Source organism: Anaerolineales bacterium, assembly GCA_015075725.1.
In the GTDB taxonomy this organism is placed as follows: Bacteria; Chloroflexota; Anaerolineae; order Anaerolineales; family Villigracilaceae; genus Villigracilis.
Genome location: JABTTV010000001.1, coordinates 280,352 through 293,667, shown reverse-complemented (window position 1 = coordinate 293,667; position 13,316 = coordinate 280,352). Strand labels below are relative to the sequence as shown.

Below are 13,316 nucleotides of genomic sequence, written 5' to 3'. Positions count from 1 at the left end.
TTGACAATTCATTTGAGTTCTTTTACAATCGTCCAACCTGCTTGACATTCCATAACGACAGGAAGGTAATTCACGATGAAAGAGTATACCACCGAGTTCATTCGCAACGTTGCGTTGGTGTCGCACGGCGGGGCGGGTAAGACCATGCTCGCAGAATCCTTTTTGCATGCCACGGGGGCGACGACCCGTCTTGGGAAGGTGGAAGACGGTACGACAGTTTCCGATTACGACGACGAGGAACATAGAAAGAAGATATCGATCTACACGAGCGTCATCCCGGTCGAGCACAGGAATTACAAGATAAATTTTCTTGATGCGCCGGGCTACACCGATTTTGTGGGCGAGATGGTTTCCGCCCTGAGTGTGGCTGATGGCGCAATTATTTTGGTGGATGCCGTCGCGGGCATCGAGGTCGGGACCGAACTTGCCTGGCGTTACTGCGATCAATTCAACCTGCCGCGTTTCATCGTCATCAATAAGATGGATCGCGAGAATGCTGACTTTGAAAAAGCGTTCGCGCAAGTGGAAGAGTTGGTGAAACGTCACGACAAGCGGGCCATCAAAGTACACCTGCCCATCGGCGCCAAGCACGAATTCAAAGGCGTGGTCGATATCATCGGGATGAAGTCCTACATGGGGGATGGAAAAACCACCGCCGAGATCCCCGCTGAATTGAAGGAAGCGGCGGACAAAGCCCATTTCGACCTTGTCGAAGCCGCGGCTGAAGGCGAAGACGAATTGATGGAGAAATACCTCGAGAACGGCTCTCTCTCCGACGAGGAGATGGTGCGCGGTCTGGAAGATGTGGTCTACGCCGGGAGTTTTGTCCCGGTCTTTTGCGCGGCGGGCGGACATGAAGTCGGCGCAATCGCATTGCTCAACGACATCATCGACCTGCTGCCTTCCCCGATACATGCCGTCAAACGGTCGGCGCAGGGAAAAGACGGACCCGAAGAATTGAATCCTTCAGATCAATCGCCTCTGGCCGCTTATGTGTGGAAGACCACGGCCGATCCTTTCGTCGGCAAGATGACCTACTTTCGCGTGTTCAGCGGATCGATCCAGGCTGATGCCCATGTGTGGAACCAATCCAAGGGCGCGGACGAGCGCATGTCCGGATTGCACTTCCAGCGCGGAAAGGAGGCGATCCCAGCCAAAACAATCCACGCTGGCGATATCGCCGTCGTTTCCAAGTTGACTGTTTCCTCCACCGGCGATACGTTTTGTGATAAGGGACATCCGTTGACAATTGCAAAACCGGTCTATCCGGCGGCGTTATATCGTGTGGCGGTTTCGCCCAAGACCCAGGCAGACGCGGCGAAGATTTCGACCGTGCTCACCCGACTAAGCGAAGAGGATATGACCCTCACCTGGCAGAACGATCAGGTGACTCACGAGACCGTTTTACAGGGTATGGGCGACCAGCATATCGAAGTGGCGGTCAACCGGGCGCAGACCAAGTTCCAGGTCGGGATCGTGACCCGCGAGCCGAAGATTGCCTATCGCGAAGGCATTACGAAGAAAGCCCAGGCGCAATACCGCCACAAGAAACAATCCGGCGGGGCGGGGCAGTTCGGAGAAGTGCATCTTCGGATCGAACCATACATGGAAGGCGACTTTGATTTTGTCGACGCGCTTGTAGGAATGAACCTTTCGCGTTCCTATCTGCCGCCGATTGAAAAGAGCATCCGCGCGACGATGGAAAAAGGCGCGTTCGCCGGTTACCCGATGAGCAATGTGCGCGTGACTGTTTACGACGGCAAGGAACATGAAGTGGACTCGAAACCGGTCGCGTTCGAGATCGCCGGGCGCGAAGCCTTCAAACTCGCCGTGGCGGATGCGGGTCCCGTGTTATTCGAGCCGATCATGCTTGTGCGCGTCACCTGCCCGGACGGGAACATGGGCGACGTGATGAGCGATCTCAACACCCGGCGCGGACGCGTGCAGGGAACGGAGTCCGAACGCGGAACGACCACCATCATCGCCCACGTGCCGATGGCGGAAATGTTGAAGTACACAACGCAAGTGCGTTCCATCACCGGCGGGCGCGGCTACTTTACGATGGAATTCGATCACTACGAAACCGTTCCGAACCATATCGCCGGTTCGATCATCGAGGCGCATAAGAAGGAAATGGAAGCAAAGAAGGAAGAGTAAAGCTGTAATCAGTGAGGTAGTCATCGGTAATCAGTCCCGGAGTAAAAAGACCCCGGGACTTTTTTCATGGCGTGGCCGCCAGCCGCATCATGCGCGAGCCGAGTTGATTTCCGGTTATATGACCTTCGGCAAAATCCCAAACATCACTCCATGCAATGTGTATGACCCCGTCTCGCGTCATCCGGTCGAATGATATGACTTCGAGAGTCTCCACCGTTGAGGGGATTTGGTCCTGAACCCGCCCCATAACCTTGTCGTTTACCGTAAATGCATACATCAATGCAACGAATGTGGTCTCGGGTGTGCAGGCATCATTGTATATCCAATCACAATCCACATGAATTTGCAGGAGCAAAGCCTGGCGGGTTGTGCTGTCGAGTATCACTTGTGCATCGAGGACTATGTATTTCGCCACGATGGTTTCGCCCAAGGGATTTGCGCCCGCAATGGCATTATTCAGGATACCCACGATCTTCCCGGTGTTCGGCTGGGGCGTGGCGGATGGTGTGACAGGGGTCGGCGTCCAGACTGTTGCAGTGAGCGAGTTGATCACCGCCGCTTGAATCTGCGGATCCGATACATCAGGCGAACAGGCAATAAGAAGGAACAAGGGAATAAATGGAAAAGCGCGCTTCATTGTGGAACCTCCTTTGGGCGAGTTTTAACCGATTATCGATTTCCCAGTCAAATTCTTTTCCCATACGAAGTCCGTACGCATCCCCGGTGATGTTCTCATATATATAATCGCTTATAAATGTAGAGACCGATATGATCGCTTTGAACTCACGAATTCGTGTAGAATAGCTGTATGCCGACCGTGAAATTCCCCTCCATGATGAAATTCTATGTTGGTAACCAGAGCGAGTTCCAGGTGGATGGCGGGACCGTTTCAGCATTGCTGGAAAATGTATTGATGCGCCACCCCGCTCTCAAACCCCACCTCTTCGACTCAAAGGGAAATCTCCACCGCCATTTCAACATCTTCGTAAACGGACATCACATCCGCGATTTGGATGGATTGGAGACGAATTTGGCTTCGGATGATAAGGTCATCCTCATGGCATCCGCGGCGGGCGGATGAAAACCATCCCCAGGAAGCCTCGAGTTTGACGCGCCTGCGGGCTGTCTTCATCCATAAGAATAAATTAATTTGGTTGGGGGATTTTTTATCTTGACAAAACCAGTAAGATTCATAAAATTGGCGCAATCTATGAATAAAACCATGAAAACATTCGACCATTGCTTGTGTCTTGGGCGGGGCTCGTAGCCGCCTGAGAGAAACCCCTTCCGCAGTCAACGGACTCAGACGGTAAGCGACCCCCGCGTGCAAAATCTGCATCGTGAGTGGCGTTCGTTCGCCGTCTTTTTGTTTGTCCGTTGACTGTTTTTGTTTAATGCGTATCAGGCGCTCTCCACCGCTGACGGCCAGCAGAGAGTCGTCTCCGTAGAGGTAAAAATGACATTACTGGACTTTCGAATTACTGAATCAAATACCATCCCATTGGACAGCCTTGCCTATCACGTCGGCGATACGCCGCTCCTACCGCTTCGCAGAATCAGCCAGGGCTTGGCTCCCCGTGCCCAGGTCTTTGCCAAAGCCGAATGGTTCAACCCCGGCGGCTCCGTCAAGGATAGGCCTGCGCTCAATATCATTCAGACCGCGCTGGCGAACGGCGATCTTGGGAACGGCAAACGGTTGCTGGATTCAACCTCCGGCAACATGGGCATTTCGTATGCGACCTTCGGCGCGGCGTTGGGAATCCCGGTTACTTTGGCAGTGCCTGCCAGCGCAAGCGCGGAGCGGATCTCGATCCTCAAAGCCCTCGGCGCGGAAGTCATCCTGACCGATCCGCTCGAAGGCTCGGATGGCGCTATCCTCAAAGCGCGCGAACTTGCATCGGAGCATCCTGAAAGATACTGGTACGCGAATCAATATAACAACGAAGCCAACTGGCATGCGCATTACAGGTCAACCGGGCCTGAAATCCTTTCGCAAACCGGCGGCGGAGTGACCCATTTTGTTGCAGGGCTTGGGACGTCTGGCACGTTGACCGGTGTCGGGCGATTTTTGAAGGAGCAGAAGCCCAATGTAAAGATCGTATCGTTCCAACCGGATGCGTCCTTTCACGGACTCGAAGGTCTCAAGCACATGCCCACCGCGATCAAGCCGGGGATCTATGATGAGTCTCTGGCGGATGAACAACTCGAAGTCCGGACCGAGGCGGCGCATGAGATGGTCAAGAGATTGGCGCGGGAGGAAGGCCTTTTTGTGGGAATCTCATCCGGGGCGGCTGTCGTTGCTGCGCTCGAGGTCGCAAGCCGGTTGGATGAAGGTGTGGTGGTCACAGTCCTGCCGGATGCCGGGTACAAATATCTGAGCGACAAAAAACTTTGGGAGTAAACGGCGTGTTGAAGATTTCAAAAGAATTGACAAGGCTCATGGAAGCGCATTTGGAAAAAGCCTATCCGGGTGAAGGCGCCGGCTTTTTGCTTGGCGTCGATGGCGATGTGAGCCAGGTCCTGCCGTTGGATAATGCCCGTGAAGAATCGACGAGGCGCAATCGTTATTTGATCTTGCCCGAAGATTATCTCAAAGCCGAAACGAAAGCGATGGAACTGGGCGTGGATCTGATCGGCGTCTTTCATTCGCATCCCGACTGCCCGAATGAACCGTCCGAGTATGACCGGGAGTGGGCGCAGCCGTTTTTCTCATACATCATCACCCGCGTGGATAATGGAAGCGTCGTCGGTCATCGTTCGTGGAAGTTGAGGGAAGATCGCGTAAAGTATGAAGAAGAAGAATTGCAGATCATTTGACCTTAGGAGATGAAACGATGAACGGAATTGATGTGATCAAGGAAGATATCCTGCTGGATTGCTCGGGACTGCTTTGTCCGATGCCAATTGTTAAAACCGCCAAGGCGATAAAAGAAATGCAAACCGGTCAGATATTGAAAGTGATCTCAACCGATGCAGGTTCGCCGCCCGACATCGCCGCATGGAGCAGGCAGACCGGGAATGAACTACTGCTCTCCACCGAAGATGGCGGGAAGTTCGTTTTCTTTTTGAAAAAGAGTTAGGTCTCGATACGGCGGCGGTGGTCGAGTAGGACGCAGTCAGTATCGAGACCCCGCCGCCTACCCGACCATCCGTTGTTAACATAGGAGAAACCACCATGTCTAAATCAAACCCTAACGCCTCAAAACGCCTCGCTCTCATTGCCAGCAAAGGGACCCTGGACTGGGCATACCCGCCTTTCATCCTTGCCAGTGCGGCGGGCGCAATGGGCTGGGAGGTTGGCGTCTTTTTTACCTTTTACGGGTTGACCCTGCTCAAACCTGAATTGACAGCGGCAGTCTCGCCGCTTGGCAACCCTGCCATGCCGATGAAGATGCCGTTCGGTCCGGAAGGCTTTCAGAATATCAATTGGAACATGCCGAACCTGCTTATGGCGAACGTCCCCGGGTTCGAAAGCCTGGCGACCACCTTGATGAAGCAAACCTTCAAGAACAAAGGTGTGGCGTCCATCGAAGAACTGCGCGAAATGTGCGTGGACATGGATGTGCGCCTGATCGGTTGCCAGATGACCATGGATGTTTTCGGCTTCAAGCGCGAAGATTTCATCCCGCAAGCCGAGATCGGCGGAGCGGCCACATTCCTTGAATATGCCGCGGATGCGGATGTACAATTATTTATATAGAGAAATTTCGTAGGTCACGCTTTTAGCGTGACGTCGCGTTGCAAACGTGACCTATGGAAAATAAAACGAGAGAAAAACCAGGACCTATGACCACATTGAGAATTCCAACCCCCTTGCGCGCCTACACCGGCGGCAAAAGCGAAGTGACTGTTGCGGGCGCGAAAATTTCCGAAGCGCTGGCAGACCTGACGACGCAATACCCTGCCATCAAACCGCACCTCTTCAACGAAAACGGCGATTTACGCCCGTTCGTGAATCTGTTCATTGGCGAAAGCAATATCAAAGACCTGCAAGGCGTCGAGACTCCCATCAAGGATGGCGACCGGGTGATGTTAATTCCATCCATTGCGGGAGGATGTCATTGCGAAGGCGGCGATCTTTCGCCTGAAGCAATCTCCCGCTGCGATGAGGTTGCTTCGTCGTCGCTTCGCTCCTCCTCACAATGACATGGAGCGCAATATGATCGAAGAACTCACTCACGAACAGATCCTGCGCTACTCGCGGCACCTGCTCATGCCCGAAGTCGGCTTGCAGGGACAGATCAAACTTAAGAACTCGTCCGCGCTCGTCATCGGCACGGGCGGACTCGGCTCGCCCGTCGCGCTCTACCTCGCCGCGGCGGGGATCGGGCGCATCGGCTTGGTGGATTACGACGTTGTCGATTCGTCCAACCTGCAAAGGCAGGTCATACACGGAACATCCACAGTTGGAAAGTTGAAAGTGGAAAGCGGGCGCGACCGCCTGCAAGACCTCAATCCCGATATACAGATCGATATTTTCAACGAGCCGTATACGTCGGAAAATGCGCTTCGCATTGCGAAGGATTACGACATCATCATCGACGGCACGGATAACTTCCCGACCCGTTACCTTACCAACGATGTGGCGGTCTTTCTCGGCAAGCCGAACGTCTATGGTTCCATCTTTCGCTTCGACGGGCAGGTGAGCGTTTTTTACGCGAAGGAAGGTCCGTGCTATCGTTGTCTCTTCCCCGAACCGCCGCCGCCCGGTCTCGTCCCTTCGTGCGCGGAGGGTGGTGTGCTAGGCGTTCTACCCGGCACGGTCGGCACACTGCAAGCCACCGAAGCCATCAAGGTTTTGCTCGGAATCGGGACGCCGCTCATCGGCAAATTGCTTCTTTATAACGCGCTCGATATGAGTTTCGATTTCGTCAAACTCAAGAAGAATCCCAAGTGCCGCGTGTGCGGACCGGACGCCGACATCAAGGAGTTGATCGATTACGAAGCGTTCTGCGGAGTCCCCGGTCATCACGCAGACGATACATCTGCAGGCGCGGATTGGGATATCACGCCGCAGGATATGAAAACCCGCCTCGAACGTGACCCGGGCTTGATCCTGCTCGATGTGCGTGAGCCTCACGAGTTGGAGATCTCCTCCATCGAAGGCGCGAAGAATATTCCACTCGGCGAAGTTGCCCAGCGCATGTCAGAATTGGATTCAGCCAAAGAGATGATCGTCTTCTGCAAACGCGGATCACGCTCCGCGCGGGCGATTGAAATCCTTTCGTCCGCCGGGTTCAAGAAAATGAAGAATCTTAAAGGTGGAATCAACGCCTGGGCGGAAGAAGTGGATAAGAGTTTGCCGTTGTATTAGGTTGCAGGTTGAATAGTTATCTTCGGTGGTTGAGTAGCCTGAGGCGATAACAGAAGGCGTACCGAAACCACGAGTTAAAATTAAACCCTTTCGCCGGATACCTGGCGGGAGGGTTTAATTTTTCGGCGGATTCGGGATAAACTCAAACCGTTGTCCACCCTCGATGGTCTGAATCAAACTCGAGGGCGGATGAAGCGGGGCAACCCGTCCATAAGCATTTTGGCGACTAAGTTGGTAACATCAAATTTATAAATACACAACCAAGGAGAATGATCATGAAACGATATTTATTACTGCTGTCGATCGTCGCTTTATTTGCCCTTCAGGCTTGCGGATCGGACAATCCGTCCGTCGAAGAGGATGGCTCGGGTTACCTGGTCCCTGCCGTGACTTCGGGTGAAGGCGCTGTTTCCCTCGAAGGAGCGGCGGGAGCTGAAAGCCCGGCTCAGGTTGCCGCCCCGGCGGGATGCGCCGCGAGCGATGCCAATGCCGCCCAACTCGCAAACGAAGTGCTCGCACTGGTGAATCAGGAACGCGCTGCGAACGGTTTGGCGGCGGTGACTCTCAATACGCAATTGAACCAGGCCGCTCAGAGACATACCTTCGACATGGGTTGTAAGTTCTTCCTCTCGCATACCGGCTCGGACGGGTCCGACCCCGGCGCGCGCATCGACGCCACCGGCTATTACTGGTTGACCTGGGGCGAAAATGTGGCGGCGGGATACAGCACCGCGGCGACGGTCATGAACGGTTGGATGAACAGCCCGGGTCATCGCGCGAACATCCTCAACGGCAGTTTCACCGAAATGGGGATCGGGTACGTGTACAACTCCGCCGATACGGTTAAATCGTACTATCACTACTGGACGATGGTGCTGGCAGATCGGTAATGGAAAGTTCGGCTGGTCGAGTAATGGGCGACGATCACGCGCCACGTATCGAGACCACCGATTGAAGGTAAAAGAAGAAGAAAGAAGAAAGAACCCTCCTGCTGATTTTTCGGTAGGAGGGTTTATAATTTGTACGGAAGGTGAAAATGGATATTCAAAGTATCGAACCCCATGTTTCCCGTTTAAGCCGTGCTGAAAAAGCGGAGTTGTTGCAGCGTCTCGCGCTGGAGGTCGGGAACACCTGGGCAGGTATCGAGAAAACGGAAGGGGTTGCTGGCGGTGTAGCTTGTATTGTCCGCACCCGCATCCCTGTGTGGACTTTGGAGAATTATCGCCGCCTCGGCTGGGCGGAAGTCACAATCCTTGAAAACTTTCCTTCTTTGCGCGCGGCGGATTTGGTCAATGCATGGGCTTATGCTGACGCTCATGTCGAAGAAATGGATGAGGCGATTAACACGAACCAGGGGGCATAATGGCTTCTTTTTACACCAACGAAAATTTCCCAATCAAAGTCGCTTTATATTTGCGTGAAATGGGACATGATGTGTTGACGTCCCATGAGGCGGGGAAAGCCAATCAGCGTGTTCCCGATGAAGAGGTCTTGGCTTTTGCTGCCGGGCTGGGGCGAATCTTATTGACCCTCAACCGCCGGGATTTTATTGGTTTGCACAACAAGTCAAGCCAACATGCAGGGATCGTTGTTTGCACGCAAAACTCTGATTTGATCCAACAAGCCGAACAAGTCCATAAAGCGGTTACCGAAACTGGAAATATGACAGGAGTTCTGATTCGCATCAATCGTGAGTAATCTCTTTAGACTCAGAACAAGCCTTCATTTTTATTTATGACCCGTCTACTCCGCGTTTTTCTCTGCCATGCCTCGCAGGACAAGCCCATCGTCAGGGAATTGTACCAGCGACTCAAAGCGGAAAACTGGATCGACCCCTGGCTGGACAAGGCAAAAATCCTGCCGGGACAGGATTGGGAATTGGTGATCGAGAAGGCGGTGGACGACTCGGATGTCGTCATCGTTTGCCTTTCGAGTCAATCTGTATCAAAAGAGGGGTTTGTTCAAAGGGAAATTCGTTATGCGTACGATCTTGCATTGGAAAAGCCGGAAGATACGATTTTTCTGATTCCGCTGCGGCTGGATGACTGCGCGATGCCTCGCAAGTTGCGGTCGTTTCATTGGGTGGATTATTTCGGGAAGGAAAAGAAAAACTCATATTCGGATTTGTTGCAGGCATTGAAACTGCGTTACGACCAAAAGCTGAAAATGGAAGAGGCGCAAACTCAGGTGGAACCAAAGGTGGAAGCCCCTGAGAAACGATTTACCCAAAGGAAACCTTACACCAAAATCCTCGACCCTTCATCTCTCAATCCATCATCCATTCGGAAAAATCGGTCACAGCCTGATTATCGTCGGTATGGAATTGCGGGAATTATTTTGCTGCTCATAATATTGGGCGGACTTGGCTTGAATTCGCTTTTCAATAAAAAGCCGGAAGTGACACCTTTACCCACATTAGAGAATATTATTGAAACGCCAAAGTCTCCTACGAAAACATTAATCCCGTTCACGTCAACCTTGACCAATGCCCCATCTCCCAGCCCAACACCAACATTAGGAATTGGCTCTACTATGATTTCCGAAAAGGATGGTATGGTGATGGTATATGTCCCGGCTGGGGAATTTACGATGGGTAGCACTGACTATAGTGATGCATCACCAATTCATTCTATTTTTCTAGATGCATATTTTATAGATCAAACCGAAGTTACTAATGCTGCTTATAGAAAATGTGTTGATTTAGGAGGGTGTAATCCCCCGAAACAATTTTCTTCGTATTCTCGTATTGATTATTACGAAAACCCTAAATATGATAATTATCCGGTGATTTATGTAGACTGGAATATGGCAAAAAATTATTGTGAATGGCGTGATACACGGTTACCTATTGAAGCTGAATGGGAAAAGGCTGCTCGCGGAGAGAGTCAAAGAACTTATCCATGGGGAGAAGGGCGTGATTGTAATCGAGTCAACTACACTTATATAGATGCAAAAACTTACTTCGCCAGAAATTGTTACGGCGATACGATACAAGTTGGGCGGTTAGTAAATGGTGTCAGTCCTTATGGTGCATATGATTTGGCAGGTAATGTTATGGAGTGGGTAAGCAGTTTGTATTATCCATATCCTTATATTGAGGACGATGGACGTGAAAACTTGACTACAATTGGTCCTCGGGTGTTACGTGGCGGAGCATGGACATATCCTGAAAGTGATGTTCGGTCTGCTAATCGTAGTAGGGGAGACCCAACATCCGCTAATTACAATCTTGGTTTTCGGTGCGCAATGGACGCAGTCCCATAAAACCAAAACTCCCGCCCACATGGACGGGAGTTCCCCTATTCACTATCAACTATTCACTCTTCACTATTCACTTATCACGAAAGAATCACCTGCCCGCAATACTCGCATTTATCCATTCCGAGTTCGAGCGTCCCGCCGCAGTTGGGACAGGCGAATGTTTCAGTTTTGATGGGGAAGCCCGCGGTCTTGAAGGCGGTTTCGTTCTCGGCGAGATCGCCGCGCAGGCGTTTGAGGCGCGAAAGATAGGCTTCGTTGGACATTTCACCGGCTTTACGCAGGCGCTCCACGTCTGCGATGTGTTCCTTCAACATGCGCCGCTCGGCTTCGAGGCTTTCGCGGCTCTTGTCTTGAAGCGACAACTTCATCTCCGGTTTGGGCGGGATGGATGCAAGAATAGCGGCGATGATCAGGATCACAGCCGAAACGATCAGGCCCACGACCAATGGCGTGTATTGAAAACCGGGGATCGAACTGAACGTCACTTTATTGGTCTGCACATCGTTGTAATCCGCGACGACTACGTAGCGTTCATTGCCAAGTTTGCCGATGTCGATGCGCGTGATTCCCGACGAATGGTCCGGCAGATTATTGCGCGTGCCGTTCTCGGTGAAGATCGCCACCTTGCCCGCGTCATCACCAATGACCGCTTCCTGCTTGCCGTCTTCGTTGATGTCCAAGCCCGCGATCTCGGTCACTTTGTCGGATAAAGACCCGCTCCACATTTGATTTGCCGTTGCGCCGTTGAACGAGAACGCCCACACGCCGCCGTCCTTTCCGCCCGCGACGATCTCGCGCGACGACGGCTCGCCGTTCAATTCCACTTCGCGGACTTCGCTCACCGCCTGCCCAAGCGATTTCTCGAAGATGACCTGCCCATTTTCGGCGTTGTAAATTCTGAACGCGCCGTATTCGCCGCCGGTGATGACTTCACTGTTCCCGTCCGCATTGAGATCGAACGCCCGCATCCTTCTCAGTTGTTCCTGGTTCACCGTCCAGACCGTGCTTCCATCTGACGCAAATATCTTCACCATCCCATCGTTCGATGCAATGGCGACGTGAATTTGTCCGCCGATTCTTGCATCATCCATGCCGCGGATCTCCGTCGAGCCGACGCTTGATTGCCAGAGTTGGGTTCCGTCCAAGCCGAGGGCGAGGACTCTTCCAGAGTTATCGCCGAGCACGATTTGAGGTCCGGTAGAGAAGCGAATAAGTGCCACGCGCGAAGGGGTTCCAATGCTGAGTCCGCTTGCCAGCGGGGTTGCCTGTCCATTGGTGATGACATCCACGCCGCTCGCATGAAAGACGATGATGTCTTCCGTGCCGTCGCCGTTGTAATCGCCGAGGGTCGTTTTGGCAAGCGAATAATTGAATGACCAGAGGGGGCTTCCATCGCCGTTGAAGACGGATATGTTGCTTTGATTTTGGATGAAGAGTTCATCCTGTCCGTCGCCGGTCAGGTCGATGACCTTCATGCTTTCGGCGGTGGAATACGGTTGCGACCATGCCACTGCGTTGTTGAATTTTTCCGCCGCGGCGAGCCCGCTGAACGAGAACACGCCCGCGACGACCATGACCAGACAGATCAGAACGAACGCAACGATAAAGGGAATGATTTTCCGACTCATTTATGCAGCCTTTCTTTCCAAAAGTGAATATGCAGATTTCAGGAAGCCGAGGATGTGATCGTGCTCCACTTCCTCGAAGGGGGAAACGGCGAGGATGTTGATCATGCCGCCCTCGGTATTCAGTTGTTCGATCTTGTATTTGCCGACGTCCCTGCCCTGCGAGAATTGGTTATTGGGCTTGATCTTGTACGCCTCGGGGTTGACCACGATGCGCACTTTCAATTCCTGTTGGGAACCTTTGAACTTTTCGGGCTTGAGTTTGTTCTTGCCGCTGATGCGGCTGCGCTTCCAATAGGATTTGCGTTTCTTGGTCTTTTGAACCGCGGTCACGCGCAGGACGTTGCCGTCGTAAAGTTTTGCCTTGAGCGAAAGCCAGGGGTCGTTGAAAAGTTGGGTGGTACGTTTTTGGGCGTCCTGTGTTTCGCGCGCCACTTTGGTTTGGAGCATGGCACCCGTCAGGTCGAGATGGCCGAGGAAGGTGGAACCGGGCTTGAGGTCGTCGCGAAGCGTGTGCAGGATTTCCCTTGTACCGTTGTAGCGGGGTGAAAAATCCATAAGGTCGCTTCGGCGCAGGTTGCGCGCCATGATGAAGGCGGCGATCCAGAGCAGGACTCCGCCCGCGATGAACACGAAAGAGGATGAATACCCGATCAGGAGGATGAAGACGTCGATGAGCGCCAGCCCGATGCCCGCAAAAAAGATCAGCATGGGAATCCAGCGCCATTTGTCCCCCGCTGATTCGGTCTTTTGCGCCTCGGCGACGAATTTGTTCATGCCGCGGATGATGGAGTCGGGCCTGTCTGCGATGGAAACATAGACCGGCGCGAATTCCTTTTTGCCGAACTGATTTTTATCGACATTCCCTTTTTTACGCGCTGTGTTGAGCAGGTAAAAGAAGAACACCAGGACGACGAAGCCTGCAATGACGCTGCCGCAAATAAATCCTTCCATCCATG

General features: G+C 52.8%; 15 protein-coding genes. 12 read left to right on the top strand and 3 right to left on the bottom strand.

Going from position 1 to position 13,316, the window contains the following annotated elements; all coding sequences use genetic code 11:
* Nucleotides 1-75 precede the first annotated feature (75 nt).
* Nucleotides 76-2,157 (top strand): elongation factor G, encoded by a 2,082-nt coding sequence (locus HS100_01355; protein ID MBE7432541.1) that lies wholly within the window; start codon nt 76-78, stop codon nt 2,155-2,157.
* 64 nt (nt 2,158-2,221) lie between these two features.
* Here the strand turns inward: HS100_01355 and HS100_01350 are convergent, their stop codons facing one another.
* Nucleotides 2,222-2,794, bottom strand: a complete 573-nt coding sequence (locus HS100_01350; protein ID MBE7432540.1) for a hypothetical protein — start codon at nt 2,792-2,794, stop codon at nt 2,222-2,224.
* 171 nt (nt 2,795-2,965) lie between these two features.
* On the opposite strand from HS100_01350, the gene HS100_01345 reads away from it, so the two are divergent.
* From HS100_01345 to HS100_01295, 11 genes are all read left to right on the top strand, one after another.
* Complete coding sequence (locus tag HS100_01345) at nt 2,966-3,238, top strand: MoaD/ThiS family protein (GenBank protein MBE7432539.1); 273 nt, start codon at nt 2,966-2,968, stop codon at nt 3,236-3,238.
* A 375-nt stretch (nt 3,239-3,613) separates the two neighbouring features.
* Nucleotides 3,614-4,558 (top strand): cysteine synthase family protein, encoded by a 945-nt coding sequence (locus tag HS100_01340; protein MBE7432538.1) that lies wholly within the window; start codon nt 3,614-3,616, stop codon nt 4,556-4,558.
* Nucleotides 4,559-4,563: 5 nt separating this feature from the next.
* Entirely contained in the window at nt 4,564-4,974 is a 411-nt protein-coding gene (locus HS100_01335; GenBank protein ID MBE7432537.1) for a M67 family metallopeptidase, read from the top strand.
* Between the two features lie 17 nt (nt 4,975-4,991).
* On the top strand, nt 4,992-5,237 hold the full coding sequence (locus HS100_01330; protein ID MBE7432536.1) for a sulfurtransferase TusA family protein: 246 nt from the start codon (nt 4,992-4,994) through the stop codon (nt 5,235-5,237).
* A 95-nt stretch (nt 5,238-5,332) separates the two neighbouring features.
* A complete protein-coding gene (locus HS100_01325; GenBank protein ID MBE7432535.1) occupies nt 5,333-5,857 on the top strand; it encodes a DsrE/DsrF/DrsH-like family protein in 525 nt (174 codons plus the stop codon).
* 86 nt (nt 5,858-5,943) lie between these two features.
* On the top strand, nt 5,944-6,303 hold the full coding sequence (locus HS100_01320) for a MoaD/ThiS family protein (GenBank protein MBE7432534.1): 360 nt from the start codon (nt 5,944-5,946) through the stop codon (nt 6,301-6,303).
* A 13-nt stretch (nt 6,304-6,316) separates the two neighbouring features.
* Nucleotides 6,317-7,471, top strand: coding sequence for a molybdopterin-synthase adenylyltransferase MoeB (gene moeB / locus HS100_01315; GenBank protein ID MBE7432533.1), 1,155 nt, complete (start codon nt 6,317-6,319; stop codon nt 7,469-7,471).
* 269 nt (nt 7,472-7,740) lie between these two features.
* Nucleotides 7,741-8,361, top strand: coding sequence for a CAP domain-containing protein (locus HS100_01310; protein ID MBE7432532.1), 621 nt, complete (start codon nt 7,741-7,743; stop codon nt 8,359-8,361).
* A gap of 146 nt (nt 8,362-8,507) precedes the next feature.
* The gene (locus HS100_01305) at nt 8,508-8,834 is read left to right on the top strand and encodes a DUF433 domain-containing protein (GenBank protein MBE7432531.1); all 327 of its coding nucleotides are present in this window, start codon (nt 8,508-8,510) and stop codon (nt 8,832-8,834) included.
* A complete protein-coding gene (locus tag HS100_01300; GenBank protein MBE7432530.1) occupies nt 8,834-9,169 on the top strand; it encodes a DUF5615 family PIN-like protein in 336 nt (111 codons plus the stop codon). Before HS100_01305 ends, HS100_01300 begins: the two co-directional genes overlap by 1 nt.
* 36 nt (nt 9,170-9,205) lie before the next feature.
* On the top strand, nt 9,206-10,735 hold the full coding sequence (locus HS100_01295; GenBank protein MBE7432529.1) for an SUMF1/EgtB/PvdO family nonheme iron enzyme: 1,530 nt from the start codon (nt 9,206-9,208) through the stop codon (nt 10,733-10,735).
* Nucleotides 10,736-10,809: 74 nt separating this feature from the next.
* Here HS100_01295 and HS100_01290 read toward each other — a convergent pair whose 3' ends face one another.
* Together HS100_01290 and HS100_01285 are read right to left on the bottom strand one after the other, a co-directional pair.
* Complete coding sequence (locus HS100_01290) at nt 10,810-12,360, bottom strand: PQQ-like beta-propeller repeat protein (protein MBE7432528.1); 1,551 nt, start codon at nt 12,358-12,360, stop codon at nt 10,810-10,812.
* The gene (locus HS100_01285) at nt 12,361-13,311 is read right to left on the bottom strand and encodes a hypothetical protein (GenBank protein ID MBE7432527.1); all 951 of its coding nucleotides are present in this window, start codon (nt 13,309-13,311) and stop codon (nt 12,361-12,363) included.
* Nucleotides 13,312-13,316: the final 5 nt, after the last annotated feature.

Coding starts and splice junctions, on each gene's coding strand:
- HS100_01355 (MBE7432541.1), top strand. CDS start 76: ATGAAAGAGTATACCACCGAGTTCATTCGCAACGTTGCGTTGGTGTCG.
- HS100_01350 (MBE7432540.1), bottom strand. CDS start 2,794: ATGAAGCGCGCTTTTCCATTTATTCCCTTGTTCCTTCTTATTGCCTGT.
- HS100_01345 (MBE7432539.1), top strand. CDS start 2,966: ATGCCGACCGTGAAATTCCCCTCCATGATGAAATTCTATGTTGGTAAC.
- HS100_01340 (MBE7432538.1), top strand. CDS start 3,614: ATGACATTACTGGACTTTCGAATTACTGAATCAAATACCATCCCATTG.
- HS100_01330 (MBE7432536.1), top strand. CDS start 4,992: ATGAACGGAATTGATGTGATCAAGGAAGATATCCTGCTGGATTGCTCG.
- HS100_01325 (MBE7432535.1), top strand. CDS start 5,333: ATGTCTAAATCAAACCCTAACGCCTCAAAACGCCTCGCTCTCATTGCC.
- HS100_01320 (MBE7432534.1), top strand. CDS start 5,944: ATGACCACATTGAGAATTCCAACCCCCTTGCGCGCCTACACCGGCGGC.
- moeB (MBE7432533.1), top strand. CDS start 6,317: ATGATCGAAGAACTCACTCACGAACAGATCCTGCGCTACTCGCGGCAC.
- HS100_01310 (MBE7432532.1), top strand. CDS start 7,741: ATGATCATGAAACGATATTTATTACTGCTGTCGATCGTCGCTTTATTT.
- HS100_01305 (MBE7432531.1), top strand. CDS start 8,508: ATGGATATTCAAAGTATCGAACCCCATGTTTCCCGTTTAAGCCGTGCT.
- HS100_01300 (MBE7432530.1), top strand. CDS start 8,834: ATGGCTTCTTTTTACACCAACGAAAATTTCCCAATCAAAGTCGCTTTA.
- HS100_01295 (MBE7432529.1), top strand. CDS start 9,206: ATGACCCGTCTACTCCGCGTTTTTCTCTGCCATGCCTCGCAGGACAAG.
- HS100_01290 (MBE7432528.1), bottom strand. CDS start 12,360: ATGAGTCGGAAAATCATTCCCTTTATCGTTGCGTTCGTTCTGATCTGT.
- HS100_01285 (MBE7432527.1), bottom strand. CDS start 13,311: ATGGAAGGATTTATTTGCGGCAGCGTCATTGCAGGCTTCGTCGTCCTG.